Source organism: Micromonospora sp. NPDC051141 (genome assembly GCF_044455765.1).
Taxonomy (GTDB): domain Bacteria; phylum Actinomycetota; class Actinomycetes; order Mycobacteriales; family Micromonosporaceae; genus Micromonospora.
Map to the genome: position 1 here is coordinate 1 of NZ_JBITFD010000015.1, position 20208 is coordinate 20208.

At 67.0% G+C, this 20208-nt stretch carries 8 protein-coding genes; all 8 read right to left on the reverse strand.

The features are described from left to right. Nucleotides 1-32 precede the first annotated feature (32 nt). Nucleotides 33-1016 (reverse strand): ABC transporter permease, encoded by a 984-nt coding sequence (locus ACIA6B_RS25325; RefSeq protein ID WP_396776959.1) that lies wholly within the window; start codon nt 1014-1016, stop codon nt 33-35. Between the two features lie 150 nt (nt 1017-1166). Continuing rightward, nucleotides 1167-2093 (reverse strand): ABC transporter permease, encoded by a 927-nt coding sequence (locus ACIA6B_RS25330; RefSeq protein ID WP_396776961.1) that lies wholly within the window; start codon nt 2091-2093, stop codon nt 1167-1169. Between the two features lie 218 nt (nt 2094-2311). After that, nucleotides 2312-2953, reverse strand: a complete 642-nt coding sequence (locus ACIA6B_RS25335; protein ID WP_396776962.1) for an HD domain-containing protein — start codon at nt 2951-2953, stop codon at nt 2312-2314. A gap of 60 nt (nt 2954-3013) precedes the next feature. Then, a complete protein-coding gene (locus ACIA6B_RS25340) occupies nt 3014-4465 on the reverse strand; it encodes an FAD-dependent monooxygenase (RefSeq protein ID WP_396776964.1) in 1452 nt (483 codons plus the stop codon). A gap of 208 nt (nt 4466-4673) precedes the next feature. After that, on the reverse strand, nt 4674-5492 hold the full coding sequence (locus ACIA6B_RS25345) for an alpha/beta fold hydrolase (protein ID WP_396776966.1): 819 nt from the start codon (nt 5490-5492) through the stop codon (nt 4674-4676). 631 nt (nt 5493-6123) lie between these two features. Then, complete coding sequence (locus ACIA6B_RS25350) at nt 6124-6519, reverse strand: hypothetical protein (RefSeq protein WP_396776968.1); 396 nt, start codon at nt 6517-6519, stop codon at nt 6124-6126. A gap of 108 nt (nt 6520-6627) precedes the next feature. Further along, nucleotides 6628-13158 carry an FG-GAP-like repeat-containing protein gene (locus ACIA6B_RS25355; RefSeq protein ID WP_396776970.1) on the reverse strand — a complete coding sequence of 2177 codons (6531 nt, stop codon included), beginning with the start codon at nt 13156-13158 and terminating at the stop codon, nt 6628-6630. Between the two features lie 570 nt (nt 13159-13728). Continuing rightward, nucleotides 13729-20064: an FG-GAP-like repeat-containing protein gene (locus tag ACIA6B_RS25360; RefSeq protein WP_396776972.1), complete on the reverse strand. Its 6336-nt coding sequence runs from the start codon at nt 20062-20064 to the stop codon at nt 13729-13731. Nucleotides 20065-20208: the final 144 nt, after the last annotated feature.

The following is a 20208-nucleotide window of genomic DNA, read 5'->3' on the forward strand; positions in this document are numbered from 1 at the left end:
CGGACACGAGAATGTCGGACAACTCAGTTCCCCTAACGGAGCTTCGGGTCGAGGGCCTCGCGGACCGCCTCACCGAGCATCACGAAGCTCAGCACAGCGGTGACGAGGAACGCGGAGGGGAAGAACAGCAGGAACGGCGAAACCCGGATGTAGTTCTGCGCCTCACTGATCATGATGCCCCAGGACACCACCGGGCTCTTCAAACCAATACCCAGAAACGACAGCGTCGCCTCCGCGCCGATGAACGAACCCACCATGATCGTGCCGTAAACCAACAGCGGCGCCAGACAGTTCGGCAGCAAATGCTTCAGAATGATCCGACCGGTACCGGCACCCAACGCGCGGGCCGCCACGATGTAATCGGCCTCCTTCGCCGCCAGCACCGACGAACGCATCAATCGCATCACCACCGGCCAGGTCAGCACCGTCAGCGACATGATCACCAAAAACATGATCTCGGCCTTGCCGTTGCTGCTGCCCGAGCCGTTGAACGTGGTCAGGATGACGATCGAGCCGAGCACGAACGGCAGACCGAAGAAAATGTCCGCCACGCGGGAGAGCAGGGAGTCCACCCAGCCGCCCCGGTAGCCCGCCATCATGCCCATGGCACCGCCGATGAGCAGCGTGCCGAGCACCGACAGCAGCGCCACAACGATCGAGGCGCGGGCGCCGTAGATGACCCGGGAGTAGACGTCACGGCCCTGCACGTCGTAGCCGAACCATGCCTCCGATGACGGTGTCCCGAGACTACGGGCCAGGTCACCGTTCACCGCATCACCTGAGGTGAACAACGACGGGACCGCCGCCATCACCACGAACAGCAGAATGAGCGCCGCCGAAGCCCAGAACAGCGGCTTACGTCGCAGGTCACGCCACGCGTCGCCAAGTAGACCACGGGTCTTCTCCATACGAGGGCTCTCCGACGGAGCGGCGTTGGCGGACGCGCTTGCGCCGGTCTCGGTCGGGAGGGTCGGGGGCCGCGTCGAGACGATCGACGCGGTATTCGGGTCACTCAACCTGCACCTCGCTGTGCTCAGAGCGGGAAACGCTATCTACGCCGCTTCCGCGGCTTAGCTTCGCTGAGGGGGCGGCTCGGGCGTACCTCGTTGCGCTTGGCACAGGAGTGGCTGCCCGCGCAGAGTGAGGACCCAACTTCCGCCGCGGGGTCAGTCATAGCGGATCCTCGGGTCCAGAGCCGCGTAGAGCAGGTCCACCAGCAGGTTCATCACGAGATAGATGAGCACCAGCACCACCACGATGCCGACAACGGTGGCGCTCTCCTTGGTGACGATCGAGCGGAGCACCTGCCGGCCGATGCCGTTGATACCGAAGATGCCCTCGGTCACGATCGCGCCACCCATCAGCGCACCGAGGTCGGTGCCGAGCAGCGTGACCACCGGAATCAGCGAGTTGCGCAGCAGATGCACCCCGACCACCCGACGCATCGGCAGGCCCTTGGCGATCGCGGTACGCACGTAGTCCGACCGCCGGTTCTCGGCGATGCTGGTCCGCGCGATCCGCGCGACGTACGCCATGCCGGCGCTACCGAGCACGAAGCCCGGCACGATCAGCTCGCTGAGCCGCATCTCATTGGAGACGGTCGGTGTGATGACCCCCCACTTGACGCCGAGGAACCACTGGAGCACGAAGCCGATGACGAAGACCGGCAACGCGATCAGGAACAGAGCGGAGACCAGAACGAGGTTGTCCAGGAAGCCGGTGCGGCGGAGACCGGTCAGCACGCCTGCGACGAGGCCGATGACCGCCTCGATGGCCAGCGCGACAATCGCCAGCTTCAGGGTGTTCGGGTAGGACGTAGCGATGATGTCGCTGATTTCACGGCCGCCGAACGTCACGCCGAAGTCACCCTGGAGAAGGTTCTTCATGTAGCTGGCGTACTGCACCCATATCGAGTCGTCGATATGGTACTTCTCCGTCATCACTGCCCGGTAGGCGGCTGGACAGCCACGGTCGCCGCACTTGCCGGCGAAGGGGTCGCCGGGGACCGACCAGGCAAGCCAGTAGATCAGGAACGTCGTGCCGAGGAACACCGGCACGAGCTGCAGTAGTCGTCTCACCAGGTAGCGCCCCATGGGGGTGATCCTCCAGAACAGCGAGCGTCGGCCAGCGGCCTGCCGGCAAGGCCGCCGCTCATAGTTACGTGCATGAGGGGCTCATCGGTTCTCGCCCAGACGTTCGCCCGCGGAGGGCTTGAGACGGCGAGGCTCCGGTGAGGTGTGCGGGGCCGAGGGTGACGCCGGGTTGACCGACCAGTTCAGCCGGGCACGTCCAGCGCGGCGAGCGGGAGTGCTCAGAATGCGGCGAGTCGTGCATCAGGGTCTGGCGCGCTGCGGTGCGCCGCCAGCAGGGCGGCCGGCCAGCTCGCTTCGGGCGCCCGGCGTTCGTCCCGCAGTGCTTGTTCCACCACCACGCCACTGAGTACGCGCTCGATATCCAGCCGAGGCAGCTCCGCCTCGACCATCTCCCTGATGTCACTGTCGAGCAGGTCCGCTCCGAAGTCGGCCATGACGCTGAGACGGACCACCCTGGCGAGAGGACTGATCCGTTCCGCGACATGCGGCGTGGTGTGCAGCGCGATGGCAGTCCAGATCGGCTGACACGCCTCGCTCGTCCAGCCGTGCGCAGCCAACAGCTGAACGGCCAGGTCTGCGCCCTGCACCTCGAACCGCTCCGGGCCCTGCGCCAGACCGGACGCGCCCAGATCATGCATGAGGCAGCTGTGCAACAGCATGGCATCGTCGAGCTCAATGCCCTCGCGCTCGGTGAAGTACAGGCCGTAACGCAGGACCCGGATGCTGTGGTTGACCACAGCGGGATGACAGGCTCGGCGCAGTAGGGCCAGCGCATCGAGGCCACCGTCGGCACTTGCCGCCCGCTGCAGCAACCATGGCGGCACCGTCGGCGAGGTGGCCCACCTGGCGCTGTTGGTCAAGGGAAACCTCCTGTCAGCACAGCAGTATGAGCTGAGTGCTGCCTTCAGCTTCGCGTTCGGTCAGCGAAGCTTGCCTCGGGCGACCGCGGCGACCGCGGCCGACAGGGCCTCTACGGCGTTGACGTGGGCCTGCCATCGTGCGATTGGGCGGCCGTCCGGGCCAACCAGCAGCGCATCCCCGTCCTTCAGGGCCACCGCCTGGGCCGCAGAGGCGTCGAGACTGCGTACGGCTATCGGGATCTCATCCCTGACAGCGCTTGCTGCGGACAGCCAATCACCTGCGCTTTGGCCCGTGAAGAGGGTGAGACCGGGCCCCACCAGGTCGATCGTCGAGACGCTTTCCCCGGTCGTCTCCAGCCAGGCATGCGGAACCCGTCCGTTCAGGTCGATCCGCAGCTCGCGTTCCACCTCGCGTTCCGTTCCCTGCGGGTCGGCCGAGCGGACGACGTTGTGGGCTGCCGGAGGGCGCCGGTCGGCCTCGTACGAATCGAGAATCCGGGCATGTGCCCAGCCACGCAGCGCCCAGGCCAGTTTCCAGCCCAGGTCATAGGCGCCGTGGATCGCCATGTTCATGCCGGTGCCGCCGCGCGGGGACACGCGATGCGCAGCGTCGCCGACGAGGAATGCGGCGCCGCGCCGGAATTCACTGGCAAGCTGTGCGCCGGCGGTGCTGGGGCCGAATTTTTCCACGCTCACGGGTAGGTTGGGCATTCCGGCGCCGATCCTGATGCGTCTCACGAAGTCGACTTCAGCGGCGGGGCGGGGAGAGTGCGGCGAATCGAAGAACACGGCATAGAGCCACCGGTCGCCCACTCCTGCGGGGAAGAATGTGCCCTCCGCCCCTGGATGTGCGACATTGTATAACCCGTACTTATGCCCACCCAGCGTTTCCCACAGTGGCGCACGAAACTGAGCGCTCGCGAACGTCATCACTGTTTCCGGCCCGCGCATCGCGATGTCCAGGTGTTGACGGATGGCGCTACGGGCCCCATCTGCCACCACGAGGTAGCGAGCGTTGACGACCTGCCTCTGCCCGGTGACGACATCGCGGAGTACGGCTGCGGCACCTTCCGCCGTGCTCTGGACCTCTCGGACCTCCAACCCGAACCTCACCTGCGCCGAGGGCACGCGGCTGAGCCGGCGGAGCAGCACCGACTCAAGGTGGTCCTGGGGTACGCAGGCGACGTAGCTCGGGCTCAGTCGGGCGGCCTGTGCGCGCGTCGGGTATCCCAGGTAGGTGCCGGAACCGTCCGCCACGTCGGTAAGAGTGCGACAGTTCCAAATGAGCCACTCCACGTCGACGCCACCGGCCAGGGTGTCCTGCTCCATTCCCAGGACGCGCAAGAGTTCCATAGATCGCGTGCTGACAACTGTGGCCTTCGCGTGCGTGGATGGCGCACTGCGCGTATCAGCGACGAGAACCGGGATCCCATAACGGGACAGCGTGACAGCGGCGGTCAGCCCGGCTGGGCCGGCTCCCGCGATCAGCACCGGCACATCAAGGGTATCCATGAATCCTCCGTCGTCATGAACAACGCGTAGCCCTCAAGCTGAGGGCTACCCGCAGAGCATTACGACAGCAGCCGGCGCCGCGGTTCGCCTCGCGGAGCACAAGCCGATTCCGGTTGGCGCATGGACATGCTGGCTGCACGGCGGGAAGGGTGAGGGACATGCAACGTCGGCAGGGCAGGCCGAACATGGACGGCGCTCTGAAATGACACTACGTGGTGGGGGTCTGACGACTCCAGGACGTCACGGCATCCGCTAGTTCGCGGGGGTGGGTGAGGGGCAGCAGGTGGTTGGCGCCGGCGATCGTAGTCGTGCTGGCGGCCGGCAGAGCACCGGCAAGACGGGCAACCAGCCGGTGCGTCGGCCCCGGGCTTGCCGCGCCCTGCACGAGAAGGACGGGCACGGTGATCCGGCTGAGGTCGACAGGGGTCCAGCGGTTCATCGCCGGTATCTCGTTGGCGAAGAAGAACCCGGCCTCTCCCTGGGCGTGGGTCAGCCCCGCCTCGCCGAGGACATCGACAAGCACCGACCGGTAGTCAGGGCCGAGGACCGCGGTGTTGAACGCGTCGGATGCTGCCGGAATGTCGCCGCGCGCGGCGGCCCCGAGCGCCGTACCCATGGCTGGCCCGAGCGTCGCCTGCACCTCGCCCACATCGGCGGGGTCGAGCAACGAGTCGATCAAGGGAGGCTCGGAGAGCACGAGACGCGTCACGAGGTCGGGCCGGTCATGGGCGAGCTGAAGCGCAATCACGGATCCCGAGGAGTGACCAACCACGGTGGCGGGGCCGGCGCCGAGCGTCTCGAGCACGGCGGCGGCGTGTGCGGCGTGATCGGCGACCTCGATGATCTCGGACACTGGAGGGCCGCCGGCGTAGCCGGCCCGCAGCATACGTACGACACGGCCGGGTAGCCGCTCAGCAAGTGGCGCGAACCAGGCCCCGAAGCCGCCGGCGTGCAGAAGCAACGTAGCCGCGCCGACGCCGGTGTCCGTCCATCCGACGGTGGCACCGTCGATTGCCATTGTCTTCATTGCCATCCTTCGTTGGGAGGTAACTCGGCGGACCGTTGGGACGCGGTTGAGTTCGACCATCTACCCGCCAGCACCCTGCCCTCGGGTTCGCTCGTGAGCCGCCTGACGAACAATCACCCCTTCACGGACAAGAGCATCATAACGGACACGGGTCGCTCATCCTGACCAATCAGCGTTGCCGCACCGGCTCCCACGAATACGCGGCCGAACAGGGCGCGCGTTGGCACGAGATGGCAGATCGAAAAGAGCAGCGGCCTGGGCTGTCGCGAGGCGTGCGGTCGTTCCGGGCGCGGCGAAGAGCCGCAGCGGCGGTTGAACGGCCGAGGGCCAGTCCGGCGCGATCCCGGACTGGCCCGAGGCCCATGCCGCTCACGTGATCAGCGGCTCTCCTGAGTGTGGGCCTGACCCCCGTTCCGGCAGGTCAGACCCCTCATGATCTTGTGGTGCCCGAAAGAACTCGAACCCCCAACCTTCTGATCCGTAGAGGTTGGTGACGGACGCCTCGCCCTACGGGGCGGATTGGGTCGGGCAGGCACCAGCCCGGCCACTGCGAGAGCCGAACGAGGAGAGATGCTTTCCGCCCTGGAGGCCCTATGACCCCGCGCGCGAAGGCGCCGAACTCCGCAACCTCTTATGCGCCGCGCAGGACGGCGGCGGATGAGTGCGGACTCAGGTAGTAATGGCCAGGGAAATATTCGACGTGAACATGCCCGCCCTTTGAAAGATCAGCGACACCCATGACGTTCTCGGCCAGAATCTCTAGGTATCTCGGGTCACCCGTGATGAAGAGCCGCCCATCTTCGGCATCGACACTGATAGCCACCAACTCCTCCGCGTGCGCCTCCACCACGATGCGCTCAAGATTCACAACATATGACGTCGAGGCGATCCCGGATTCGACAGAAAGGCTTCCATGGCCGGCCCTCAGCACAAGAGCGAGAGACTCAATGGCCTGCCGACTCGGCATCACAATGTCGATCTCGTCGGCGTCGGAATCATAACCGATCTTTATCGAACTGCTGGTCACTCTTCTCGCTCCTCGAATGAACAATAACGTTCGCCGGCCGGCGGGATGGCTGCACTAGGTGAGGTTGCTTCCGGCAGCCATCCCACCAGCCTGGAGTAGGCTGCGCTATCAGTAATCGCCCGGTCTAATCGTTGCCGGATCGATCGGGATATGCGGATCGGCCATGGGGCCACTCGTCACGGTTTTTCCATTGATTTGCGTCTCCAGGTTCAGATGCGCACCGAGCGCCTGCACATGCCCCGAATTTGGATTGATGTCGAACCTCGAAATTTTCGTCACGGTCCGGCCCGCAGCATCAACGCTTGAGTTGATGAACTGGACACCTCCACTACCGGAAGTCACCGCCTTTCCTTGACCACCAACATGGGCAGCGCCCAACTCCACCGCCTTGTTCATCGATATTGGACCAGTGCCTTTCAGCGATGCAGGACTGGAGGGCTGTCCGGCCATCACTGTAGCGGCCACCCCCACGACGGTGCCAATGATATCCAGGGCCAGAGCCTGGCCGGCTGGCGTCGTGATTCCTAGGGGCCGAAACACCGAGTCGACGAACCTTTCGATATCCTTCCCGGGATAGGTTTTGTTGGCAATAGGAACGTCGGTTGCTGCGGGGTTGTTGTTGCTGGTGCTCATTTCCGGGCTGGTCTGGCGTTCGGTGCTGGCGGGGTCGGCCGTCCCGGCGCTGCACAGGACCTCACAGACCTGGGGGCCGGAGTGGCCGTCGGCGGAATCTCCGTTGTCGTCGGGTAGGTCGTCGCACCTCAGCGGCGGGCGGCAGCTCTCGCCGGAGGTTTCATCCGGCTCGTCGCCGGGCTCGACGTGCCCGCCGGGGGCACCTCCGGTGTAGTGGTGCTTGCCCGGGCCGGGCCCGTCCGGCCCTGGATCACCGCACTTGGGCCACGTCGCGCACACCTCGATCATCGTCCCTCCGCAGGTGGCCTGATCGGCGCAGACCGGGTCCGGCGGCGGGCAGGAGTCGCACTCCTCGTGGCCGGTGGGATCGGTGTATCGAAGAGGGTTGTTGGACACGTAGGCGAAGCGGTTCCATGCCTGAACGGGGTTGGCGCCGCTGATGATGGTGTCGGGGGTGGTGAATCGGCCCAGGGTCGGGTCGTAGAGTCTGGCCTTCATATTGACCAGCCCGGACTCGTCGTCCTCGTCGTGGCTGGTGTAGCCCTGGTCGAGGGTACGGTTCTGGATGCCGGTCTGGTACTGGTCGTCACCGCGGGTCAGGTCCGGGTTGCGGCGCTTCCCGAAGGCGTCGTAACTGCGCTTCTCGACCGGTACGGCCTGCAGGCCGCCGGTGACGTTCTTGTTCTTCGTGACCAGCCGCACCGAACCGAGCCGGTCGGTGTGGGTGAACAGGGTGGGTTGCTTCGTCACCGTGCTGGCGCCAGCGGCCTGCCGGTACACGAGCGTCGCTGTCGCGCCGCCGGCCCGCACCAGGAGTCGGTGTTCGGTGTCGAGGCCGGTCTGGTGACGCTCGTACAGGCCGGGCAGGTAGGTGACGGTGTCGGCGCCTGTGGTCTTGCGGATCCGGGCGCTGTTGCCGTCGTAGAGGAACCTGGTTGCCGCCCCGCTGGTGGGCGTGATCAGATTTGGCAGGTCAGAAGTGTTGTAGCCCACCGTGGCGCCGGGGCGGCCGGTCTGGTTACCGACCTTGTCGTAGCTGTAGGTGCGGGTGCCGAACAGACCGCCGGTGACCTGGGTGACCTGGTTGGGCTTGGCCGGGTCCGCGTAGGTGTAGCTGCCACGAAGTTCGCTGGTGGTCAGATTTCCCAGCCTGTCGTAGTGCCAGTTGTCGGTCTGGTAGACCACGCCACTGGTCGGGCTGTATGTCTTGGCGGTAGCCAGCCGGTTCAGGTCGTCGTAGGTGAACTCTTCAGTGACCGCGCCCTGGGCGCGGGTCTTGAGGTTGCCCTCGTCGTCGTAGCTGTAGCTTTCGGCGAACAGGGTCGTGCCGGGGTTGATGTCGGTGTCGGACGTGGACGTGGTCAGGTCCTCCACCCGTCCGGCCCAGTCCAGGGTGCGGGAGGTCGTGACCCCGTCCCCAGCCTCTTCGACCACGAGACGACCCTGGGCGTCGTGGTCCTTGGCCGTCCACAGCGTCTCGGTACCGGTCTGCACACGGGTCAGGCTGCCGTTACTCGTCGCGGCCGGACCGTAGACGTAGTCGACCTTCACCGGACTGGTCTGGCCCGGCAGTTTCGGATAGGTGACGGCGGTCGGTCGGTTGAAGGTGTCGTAGTCGTAGTCGGCGGTCAGGGTCTCGTTCGGCGCGGCCGGCTCGGCGTTCTGCGGCTGGGTCTGGGTGACCCGGTCCAGCCGGCTGAACGTGTCATAGAAATAGTCGGTGCTCACCGTCACCGCCGCCGTCGCGATGGTGCGGTCGTTGTTGCTGACCTGCATCAGCCGGCCCTTGGTGGTGCGGCCGTTCAGGTTGTCCCAGGTGCGGGTGGTACTGCTGAGCAGCGCCCCGGCAGCGTCGGTCGTCTTACGCAGGTACTCGCGGCCGAGCGGATCGTAGTTGAGGACCAGGTAGCGCCCGTTGGCGTCGGTGCTGGTGGTCAACTGCCCGAACGCGTTGTAGGTGTAGACGGTCTTGCCTCGCTCAGCCTCTGTGCTGGAGGTCATCGCGCCCTGGTCGTCGAAACTGTAGGAGACCGTGGTCGCGTCGCTGCCGTTTCTCGTGCTGAGCAGCGTCCCGAACGGGCCGTAGGTGTAGGTGCGCGTCGGCGACTGGGGCTGGCTGGCATCCTTCTGGCTTTGGCTGACCACCTGGCCGCGATGATCCGCGGTGGTGCTCGTCTGCCCACCACGGGTGTCGGTGTAGGTGGTGACCAGGCCGCTGTAGTCCCAGGTGCGGGCCTTCGCGGTGCCGGGCTCACGCTGCGAGGTGATCCGGCCGAGATCGTCATAGGTGAACGTGACCTTGTCCAGGTCGGCCACGGGCGTACTGCTGTACCCGGGCACCGACTGCGACGTCAGCATGCCCTGCGCGTCGAAGGTCGCCACCTGCCGCCGCATCACGTTGTCGGAGCCCTTGAACCGGGAGATCACCGGGCGGCCCAAGCGGTCCAGCACGGCCTGCGTCATCGCACCCGTGCCGTCGGAGGACTGGACCCGCACCAGGTTCTCCGGCCCGACCTCCTCCAGGCCGTAGGAGACGCTCTGCTCCGCACCGGTCGGGGACTTCTCCTTCACCGGACGACCCAACGTGTCGTAGGTGTAGTCGGTGCGCAGCCCGTTGACGTCCACCGCGACCTTCACGACCCCCAGTACCGGGTCGTAGCCGGTGTAGGACGTCTGCTGCTTGCCGTTCATCGCCGCATGGGGATAGCCCAGGTCGTCGAAGGCGAACGTAGCCTCCCGTGTCTCGTCGGTCGCCATGTCGGTGAGCGTCGTGCGCAGCACGTTGCCGGACACGTCGTACTCGTAGGACGTCAGCAGCTCCCGGCCCGGCTTGGTGTCACTGGCGTACGACTTGTCCGTCTTCACCCGGTCGGTGGAGGTCTCGTAGGTGTAGAGGCGGGTCCGGGTCTGCGCGGGCCCCCACTGCTGAGTGACCGGGTCGAACACCTCATCGAGGGTGGTCACCTTCTTGGGCCGCTGCACCAACCACACCGACTCGTCGACGTCAGGCGTCAACGTCACCGTGGTCCTGCCGCTTCGGGCACTAGTCGCCGAGTTCGACAACGTCACCGTCTTGCCCGCGTTGCCGTAGACGTCCATGTCCGAAACGGTCCTGGTCACCGTCCGGAACGCGGGCTTGCCCAACCCGTCGAACTGCGCCGGCGTCAACTGGTTGAGGTTGCTGATCGTGGTGAACTCATAGCTGGGCTGCTTCGCCTCCGACACGTAGTTGAAGAACAGCAGCCCCGCGCCCTGCACGGCCCACGAGTTCACCAGCCGGTCGAGTCTCTGACGTCCGCCAGGCAACGAGTGGACCGTCCACTGCTGCTGCAGTCGCGGGTCCTTGTTCCGCTGGGTGTTCGTGTAGAAAGATCGCTGCGTCACCGCCCGCGACGGGTTGTCGGAGGGGAATGTCGTCAGCAGCCGCTCGGCGAACCCGAGCATGCCACGACCGAACCTGTCCAGTCGGCCGCCGACATAGAAATAGTTCGACACCAGGTGCTTCTGGGTGTCGACCCCGGCGTCCCGGCGCACCTGCTTGACCACGTAGCTGCCGCCACCTCGGGAACACGACAAGCCGGTGATTCGTGGACAGCCTCCCGGTGAGTAGACCGCGCTGTCGGACAAGGGGGCGTAGCGGAACTCCACCGTTGGCGGGAGGTCGCCCTCCGTGCCCTTCGGGTTGTGCGAGCCCTCGTACACCTTCCACAACAGGTCCAACCGGTCTCCACCGGGGCCGCCGTCGGTGTTGTGCCGATAGAGTTTCAGCACCGGGGCGCCGGTGGTGCCCGCCGGCGGACGCTCCACCAGCAGCACGTCGGTCAACCCGTCGCCATTGGCGTCGACCGTGCGCGCGCCCTGCCGGTCAAAGATGTCGGGGGCCATCGCGTTGAAGTTGATCGTCGTGACGTTGCGGGTAAGGGAAACCGCCCCGGCCGGCGAAACAGTCGCCCGAATGACGTCCAGACCAACATACAACGGCTCAAGCTGCGCGCCGCCAGCCGGACGCGCCACGAGGAGATCCTGCCTGCCGTCACCGTCGTAATCGACGACCAGGCCGTTACCGAAAGCGTGGGAACCCGCTGTCGCGCCCGTCGCCGTCGCCCCGGTGAACCCCCGACCCGTGTTGAGCCAGTAGTAGAGGCTTGAACCTTTCACCCCGTTCGCGCCGCCATTGGTCACCAGGTCAACCAGGCCGTCACCATTGACATCCAGCCACTGCTTGTCCAGCTGCAGAACCTTCGCCGGCAACTTCGTCGCCGCGCCCGAGCCCGACACCAGCAGGTCGCGCGCCCACAGCATTCCGTCCTGCGCGAACAGCACCCGATCCCGGCCGTCACCGAACACATCCGCGATCATGATGCTGGCCGGGGGATCCGACTGGGGTGGCCCGCCCGCCTTCGGAGCCGTGAACGCCTTGTCATCCGACGGATTCGTCGCCGCATCGAACGAGGCGCTCACCGCGCCCGTGTTCGCCCGCCACGACCAGTCCCACAGGTTGGTCGTACCTTGCCGCGCGTACTGCAACACATCCTGGTAGCCGTCACCGTTGAAGTCACCCGTGAACGCGCCGGAACTGCTGCTGTTGCTGTTCAGTCCGCCGGTGAACGGCGTCGACACATCCGCCACCGATCCATCCGGCCGCGACGCGTGCACCCGCCACGTCGCTGCTCCGTCGCGGGGCACCAGGTCCGTACGCCCATCACCGTCGTAGTCAAGCGGCAGGGCCCTGCTCGCTACACCCTGCGAAGCCGGCCCACCGTTCACCGTGGTGGTGTAAACGGCCGGGCTACCGGCCCCATGCGCCAACGCGCGCTTCCACGTCGCCGACTCCGGCCACGCCAGATCCGTACGCCCGTCGCCGTTGAAATCCGCCGTGACGATCTGACTCGCGTCCGAAGTCGGCACCAGACCCCAGGCGGTCTGCGCCGTCCCGTTGTCGAACCCCTGCGAGCCCAGGGTCCAGCGGAGCCGGGTGGGTCGCTTGCACTCGCCGGTGCTCACACCACACTCAAGCACCGAGCTCAACTTGCTCGCCTTACTCGCTCCCGTGTTGTCGTACGACAGCGTGTAGGACCTGGCCCGCTTCTTCACTCCGCCACTGACCAGGCTCATCGTCACCGACGCCAGCCGCTTCGTCGACTCACGGGGCGCGCCCAACGCGAAACCGTACCGGGCGTCCGGCCGCGTCTCGTACCCGAACTCCACCAACCGGTCCATCGACCCGCTACGCCCGTACCTGATGGAGTCGATCCACCGCTCGACCTCCGAGGCGGTCCCCGTCGATGTCCGACGCCCGTAGGAGTACTCGATCCGGTTACCCGAGCGATCGGTCGCCAACTCGATCAGCCACGACGTGTTCACCGTGCTCGACCCGGAGCTGACCTGAGCCTTGGCGCTGTTGCCGTACCACTCGATCCGCCCGTCCGGCCGCCACACCTGAAACTGCGTCGGTCCCACCTCGGTGGAGGGTGCCGCGGACGAGCGGTAGGACACCACCCGGACATGCGTGTCAGGCAGCGTCCGGTACTCGGCGAGGTTCGCCCCGTACACACCCTTGACCGCGATCAACTTCTGCCCGTTCAGGCAGAGCAGATCGTTGTCACCCAACTGGACGCCCTGGGCTACTCCGTCGTCACCAACCGAGCGGGCGCACCGCGAGATTTCCGACAACCCGGTCAGGCCGAAGCCCATGCCCACCTGACCGTTGCCGGTCTGGCTCGAATACCGAAGCGACAGCTCAGGCGCGAACCCGCCGCGACCCGGCACCACCCGCAGCGGGATCTCATACGTCGACCCGCCTGTGTCCCCTACTGAACCCTCGCCGGACGAGCCGCCCAGCCGGGTCGCACCAGCCGACACGGTCGCCGAGGGATTCGCCACCTTCGACGGATCCACCTGGGGGAACGGCAACGGCCCGGCTGCCCGCGCCGGCACAGCCCCCAGCCCTAGCGACACAACCTGAACCACGGCCATCACCTGTGCCGCCGATAGCCCGAACGCCACCCCCCTTCGCCATCGGTGTTGTTTCCTCTGTGTCAGTCCAGATCTCATCAGTCGTCTCCCAGACGCGAGGAGCGCTACCGGCAGCGCCCGAAACCGGCCGAGCGCAGGGACTATGTCGGCCCCCGCCTCCGGCGATACGGCCGCATCCGGGGAGTCGGTTCTCACCAGGAGCGATGCGGATGGCCGCCGTTGAATCCCTGCGCGAGCAGGCCCCGGGTGGATCGCCCGGCGTTGTCTACGTACGCGTCGTCGAGACGAGGGCGTGAAGCACCAGGGGTCGCGTGCTGGCCCTCCTGAAGGCCAGGACGCTGTGCCGCAGCCACCCGGCCGAGATGGTCAACCCAGACTCCGGGACGATTCCCTTCCTGGATCCGCAGCGGCGGGTGTGCCGGTACGAACCCCGGAGGACCCCGCGTCGATCGGGTGGGACGTCTCGCGTGCAGAACGCCGCTCACCACCGAGCTGGTCCTGGCGGGGGGGGACGGCGTGACGGCGTGGGCCGGACGACGGATCGCCCGGCCCACGACGAACTCGACCATGACATCCGCGGATGTCATGCGCCGGGGTGGCTCACAACAGGAGCAGGAGGACCACCCAGCCTCCTTCGGCGAGCATGGAGCCGGCGACGGCGCCCGCACCGGCGGCGGCACTGACCGCCGCACCGGCGTACCACCAGTTGGCACCGCCGATAGGCGATGAACCGCGCTCGATCAGCTGCGGTGTCATCAACCAGTCGACCATGCCCTCGACCGTCCTGGGACCGGGCGGGGGCGGCAGGGTGTCCAGCAGTTCCGTGTCCCACCTCGGCACAGGGGGGCCGTTGTCGTTGACAGGCGGCACGCCGACCAGGTCCCACTCGTCGGACGTCAGCTCGCGGTCGCCCTCCATCATCGCGCTACAGGGACCGTTGCAGATGTCGGTGCCAGCGGGGTTGCCGTTGGGGGTGGCTGAGGTGTCGACGCTGGTCTGGGACTGGCTGGCCTCCTTCTCCTGGGCTTCGTCGCGGCACACGGCCTCACAGACGGGGGCGTCGTTGGGGTTGGTGTCATCGGTGAGGCTGCCGTGGAGGACCGGCAGTTCGCCCCCGTAGAACGGTTCTCCGCCACTGTTCTGCTGCCCGTCGCCGCATCCGCTGCAGCCGCCGACGCCGTTGTTGTCGCCTTCATCTCCGTCGCCGGGGCGGGGAGCGCCGCCGTCCGGGTTGACGATGTCGTCGTCGGGGTCGTGCGGATCGCCGTAGACGGTGACCTCGTCGGCGCACATCAGCGGGTTGGCACAGGGGTTGTCGGTGCTGGTGCCGCCGCAGCCGCCGTCGTCGTTGGGCACGCACTCCGGCACGTTCGTGCAGTGGCTGCCCGCACCGCATTCGGTGTAGCCGCTGGGGTCGGTGTAGGCCAGTGGATTACCCGACACGTAGGCATAGCGGTTGAACGCCTGGGTGGCGTTGGCACTGTGGGTGAACGGGTCCGGTGTCGTGAAGCGGCCCAGGGTCGGGTCGTAAATCCGGCCGACCATGTTGACCAGGCCGAGTTCGTCGTCCTCGCCGTGGCCGGTGTAGCCCTGCTCGACCGCGGGCGCGGTGATGCCGGTGGTGTACTGGTCGTCACCGCGGGTCAGGTCAGGGTTGCGCCGCTTGCCGAGGGCGTCGTAGCTGCGCGTCTCGACCGGCACCGCACGTCTGGTGGCATTGGACAAGTCGGCGTTCTTCGTCACCAGTCGGGTCGAGCCGAGCCGATCGGTGTGGGTGTAGAGCGTGGCCTGCTTGACCACGCTGGTCGCCCCGGCGGCCTGGAAGTACCCGAGGGTGGCGACGTCGCGCCCGCCGACGCTGACCCGGAACCGGTGGTCGGTGCCGGTGGGACCCTGGTGGCGTTCGTAGAGGCCAGGCAGGTAGGTGACCGTTTCCTGACTGCTGGCCTTGCGGACCCGCTGCCCGTTGCCGTCGTACTGCAACAGTGTCGCGCCGGCGGGCGTGGTGATCTGGCTGGCCAGGTCCCGGTCGGTGTAGGTGATGGCACCGTCCGGGCGTACGGTCTGGTTGCCGACCTTGTCGTAGCCGTAGTCGCGGGTGCCGAAGAGTCCGTCGGTCACCTTCGTCACCTGGGTTGGCCGGTTGGTGTCGCCATACGTGTAGGTGCCGCGCAGTTCGCTCTTGACGAGGTTGCCCAGGTTGTTGTAGTCCCAGTCGTCCGTCTGGTAGACCTGCCCGGTCCTCACGTGCGACGTCTTGGCGCTGGCCAGCCGGTTGAGCGGGTCGTAAGTGAACTCCTCCCGAATCTCACCCTGGCTACGCGAGGTGAGGTTGCGGTGGTCGTCGTAGCCATAGCTCTCCGCGAAGAGCGTCTCGTCGGGATTGACGTCGTCGTCCGAGGTGGCAGTCCGCAGGTCGAGGACCTGGCCGTCCCAGTCCAGGGTCTGGTTGGTGGTGACCCCGTCGCCGGTCTCCTCGGTGACCAGGCGGTCCTGCGAGTCGGTGGCCGTCGCGGTCCACAGCGGCGTCGGACCGGTCTGCACGCTGGTCAGCCGACCGTTGGTCGACGATGCCGGACCGTAGTTGTAGGTCACCTCGGTGGCCGCGGACTGTCCGGCCAGCTTCGGGTACCGCATCTTGCTGACTCGACCGAAGGCGTCGTGATCATAGTCGGCGGTGAGCGTCTCCACCGGCGCGGTCGGCGCGGTCGAGGTGGGCATCGCCTGGCTGACCGTGTCCAGCCGCCCGAAGCCGTCGTAGCTGTAGTCGGTGGTGACCGTACCCCGCGCGGTTCCGGCGCGTTCGTCCTGGGCGACCTGCATGAGCATTCCCTGTCGGGTCCGCCCGGCCACGCTGTCCCAGACGTGGGTCGTGACGCTGGTCGTGGCACCACCCTTGGTCACCGTGCGGGTGGTCTCCCGGCCCAGCACGTCGTAGGCCAGCACCGCCTTCCGTGCCTCGGCGTCCTCCCAGGAAGTGACTTCGCCGAACGCGTTGTACGTGTAGGTGGTGGTGCCCCGCTCGCCGTCTGCGCGGGACGTCAACGCACCCTGCGGGTCGTAGGTGAAGGTCGCCTTACTGCTGTCCGTGCCCGCGATCTGCGTCTCCACCAGGGTGTCGAACGGACCGTAGCCGTAGGTGCGCACCGCGGCGTCGGCGGTCCCCTTGCCGTCAGTCTGTCCGACGAGTCGACCGCGGTCGTCCACCGTGCTGATCTTCACCCCGCCGCGGGTGTCCGTGTGGTGCGTGGAAAGACCGTCGTAGACCCACGTCTGGGGCTTGTCCGTGTCGGGTTCGCGCCGCTCGACGACGCGGCCCAGATCGTCGTACCCGAACGTGATGGCCTTGATGTCGGCGACGGGCGCCGAGGCCGGATGGTAGGTCGACAGCGCGGTCAGGTCGCCCCGGGTGTCGTAGTCCAGGGTGCGCTCACGCATCGTGCCGTCGAAGCCCTTGAACCGTTCGACCGTCGACCGACCCAACCTGTCGAACACGGTCTGTGACACCGCCCCGGTGCCGTCAGCGATCTCCACGCGCAGGAGCTGCTCCGGGTACTTGCCGTTCTCGAAGGCGTAGTTGACGGTGCGCTCAACGCCGGTCGGTAATTTGGTCTTCACCAGCCGGCCCAGGCTGTCGTAGGTGTAGTCGGTACGCAGCCCGTTGGCGTCCACCGCGACCTTGAGCGCGCCCAGCAGGGGGTCGTAGTGGGTGCGGGACGTGTGCAGCTTGCCGTTCATGACGGCGTGCGGCAGGCCGAAGTCGTCGTAGGCGTACGTGGTTTCCCGCACTTCGCCGCTGGCCAGGTCGGTGCTCGTGCGACGCGTCACGTTGCCGGAGGCATCGTAGTCGAACGCTGTCCGCAGCTCACGGCCCCTGGCCGCGTTGCTGGCGAAGGATCGTATCGAGTCGACCCGGTCGGTGTCCCCTTCATACGTGTAGGTCCGGGTGCGCGTCTGTGCCGGCTTGAACGCGCTGGTCTTCGGGTCGAGCACCTCCTCGGACGTGACGACCTCCTGCGCCCGCCGGATCAGCCACTCGTCCACGTTGTGCAGGGGTGTGCTGAGGGTCGTGGTTCTCGTCTCCCGCACACCGGCCTGGGTCATCGAGTGCACGACCGTCTTGAGCGGGAACCCGAAAAAGTCGATCTCGGGTGTCGTCGTGGTCGTCGAGGCCACCGGGGCCACGGTCACCGTGCCACCGATCGAAACGACCGGGATGGTGTACACGCTGTTGTTCGTCGGGAACTCGTAGCGCAGTTGCTCGCTCTTGGCGAGGTAGGAGAAGAAGTTCGGCGCGCTGCCCTTGCTCTCCCAGGAGGTGATGGTGCGGTCCAGCATCATCCGGTTGCCCGGCAGCTTGTGGATCACCCAGCGTTCCCGATCGAGCGGGCCCGTCTTGCGGTCCTCGTTCCAGGTGAACGACCGCTCCGTCACGATGCGCGCCGGGTCGTTCTTCGGATACGAGACCGTCCTGCGCTCGGCGAAGCCGAGATCGCCGCGGCCGTACATGTCGACCCGCCCGTCGGCGTAGCCATACGTCGCGATCATCTGCGCCTGCCCGTCGAGGCCGGCGTCGCTGCGTACCTCCTTGACCACGTGCCTGCCGTTGCCCCGCACACAGGCCACGCCGGTCTTGCGTACGCAGCCGTCGTGGCTGTAGAGGCCGCCCTCGCTGAGCGGAGCGTAGGCGAAGACCACCGTCGGAGGCAGGCTGGACCCCGGCGAATCGATGGGGTACGGCTTCTGCTCACCCTCGTAGATCGAGCGCAGCAGGTCTGGCTCGGCGATCCCGGTGTCGTTGTCGACCAGGCGCGAGAACAGCACGAACTTCGCCGGACCCGAGGCCGGACGGTTCAGCACCAGCACGTCGGCCTGGCCGTCGCCGTTCGCATCAACGATGCGCGGCCCCTGCGACCTCATCTCGTCTGCCGTCTTCGCCGCGAAGTCCACGGGCGTCTGCGAGCGGCTGAACGTCAACTGCTTGCCCGACCAGCCGACGCGGATCACGTCCAAGCCCACGTATGAGTTACCGCTCGGACGGGGCACCAGCAGGTCACGGAACCCGTCGCCCTCGAAGTCGACGACCTCGGTCAACGGCAGCTCCGCTCCACCGGTGGCCAGGCCCGTGTCGTACGGGCCGGTCATGGTGCGACCCGTGTTGAGCCAGTAGTACAGCCTTGAGCCCTTGGTCGCCGAGTTGCCGTTGGTGATCAGGTCCACCAGACCGTCGCCGTTCAGGTCCAGCCACTTGCGGTCCAGGAGCCTCACGTAGCCCGGCAGGTCGACAGACCATCCGGTGTTCTTCACGAGGTCCAGCGTGAACAGGACGGCGCCGAGCTGGTAGAGCACCTCGTCACGGCCGTCCCCGTCGACATCGACCACCGAGATCGAACTCGGTGGCAGGTTTCCGAGCGCAACGGTCTTCGCCGGGCCGTACGCCTGGTTGTCCGACGGGTTCGCCCCGTCGACGGCGGCGTCGACCGTGCCGGTGCGCTGCCGCCAGGTCCACGCCCCGCTCCCACTGGTCGGCTTGTACATCAGCACGTCCTGGTAGCCGTCCCCGTCGAAGTCCCCAGGAAGAGCGGCCTCGTCCCCACCCGTTTGGTTGAACCCACCGGTGAACGGGGTGCTCACCTTCACCACGCTGCCGTCGGCCCGGCTCACCAGCGGGCTCCACGTCGAGTCCGGCTGGTTCTTGCGTGGCAGCAGGTCCGTCCGTCCGTCACCGTCGTAGTCCATCGGCCACGCCTCGCCTCCCAGAGAGGCCGACCCCGCAGGCCCGTCCGTCAGGTTCTGGTAGGTGTTCGGCCCCGGCTGCGCCATCAGGTAGTTCCACGCGAACTGACCCGCCCAGGCCACATCGGTACGGCCGTCGCCGTTGAAGTCCCCCGCCACGACCTGCCGGCCCGCATCCGGCGTCAGCGGCACACCAGCGGTCGACGCCTGCGCGACTCCGGGACCGAACCCAACCTTGCCTCGCGTCCAGTCGAATGTCGTCGGCCGCTCGCACTCCGACGCCACCGTCCCGCATTCCCGGACCGTGACCAGCTTGCTCGCCTTCGTCACCCCGTCGTTGGCATATCCGAGCGAGTAGGAACGCGCGCGCTTCATCCCGGTTCCCGGATCCGCACTCATCGTCACGGTCTTCAGACGCTGGGTCCGTTCCCGGGGCGCCCCCAGCGCGAACCCGGACCACACGTCGGGCCGCGCCTCGTAGGCGAACTCCACCTTCCGGTCCAGGGTGGCGCCGTTGCCGTAGCTGATCGACGTGATCCGGCGCTCCACCTCCGAACCGGAGGCCGACGCGGGCTTGGAGACCTCGTAGTCGAACACCATCGTGTTGCCGGACCGGTCCGACGCCTGCCGGACGGCCCACGCCGTGTTCACCAGCCCGGCGGTGCTTGCCACGACGACCTGGGTGCGTGTGCCCGAGCCGCCGTACTGCTCGACAGTTCCGTCCGGACGCCACACGGTGAATCCCGTCGGGCCCACCTCCGAGGCAGGGGTGCCAGCCGCCCTCAGCGACTTCACCAGCACGTGACGGTCGGGAACCGTCTTGTAGGTGGTGCCGTCCGCGCCGTACGCGCCGCCCGTCGAGAGCAGCTTCTGCCCGTCGAGGCAGAACACGTCCGAGTCGTTCAGCTGCACACCCAGACTGACCTGGTTGTCGACGATCGTCTTCGCACACCGCGCGATCTGCGACAGGCCCGTCAGCCCGAATCCGACACCCACCTGACCGTTGCCACCCAGGCTGGAGTACCGCAGCGACAACCGCGGCTCGAACCCACCCCGCCCTGGCACGACCCGCAGCGGGATCTCATACCCCGCCGCACCCGTGGCACCCACCGATGCCTTGCCCGCGACGCCACCGAACGTCCCCACCGAGGCGACCGTCGCCGACGGGTTCGCCACCGTGCCCGGACTCGGCGTCGGCAACGGGATATCCGCATACGCCGCCGGCGAGGCCGCCACCGACAGCGTGACCGCGAGAATCAGGGCTGTCGTTCTCCACCGGCTGCGGGAACTCCCCGGGGGATTGAGTCGGACCATAGATCGCTCCTTCGTCGGCCGAGGTACGCC

What these genes read in the sequence shown, in the direction of transcription:
- ACIA6B_RS25330 (WP_396776961.1), bottom strand. Translation starts at nt 2,093, where the DNA reads ATGGGGCGCTACCTGGTGAGACGACTACTGCAGCTCGTGCCGGTGTTC.
- ACIA6B_RS25340 (WP_396776964.1), bottom strand. Translation starts at nt 4,465, where the DNA reads ATGGATACCCTTGATGTGCCGGTGCTGATCGCGGGAGCCGGCCCAGCC.
- ACIA6B_RS25345 (WP_396776966.1), bottom strand. Translation starts at nt 5,492, where the DNA reads ATGAAGACAATGGCAATCGACGGTGCCACCGTCGGATGGACGGACACC.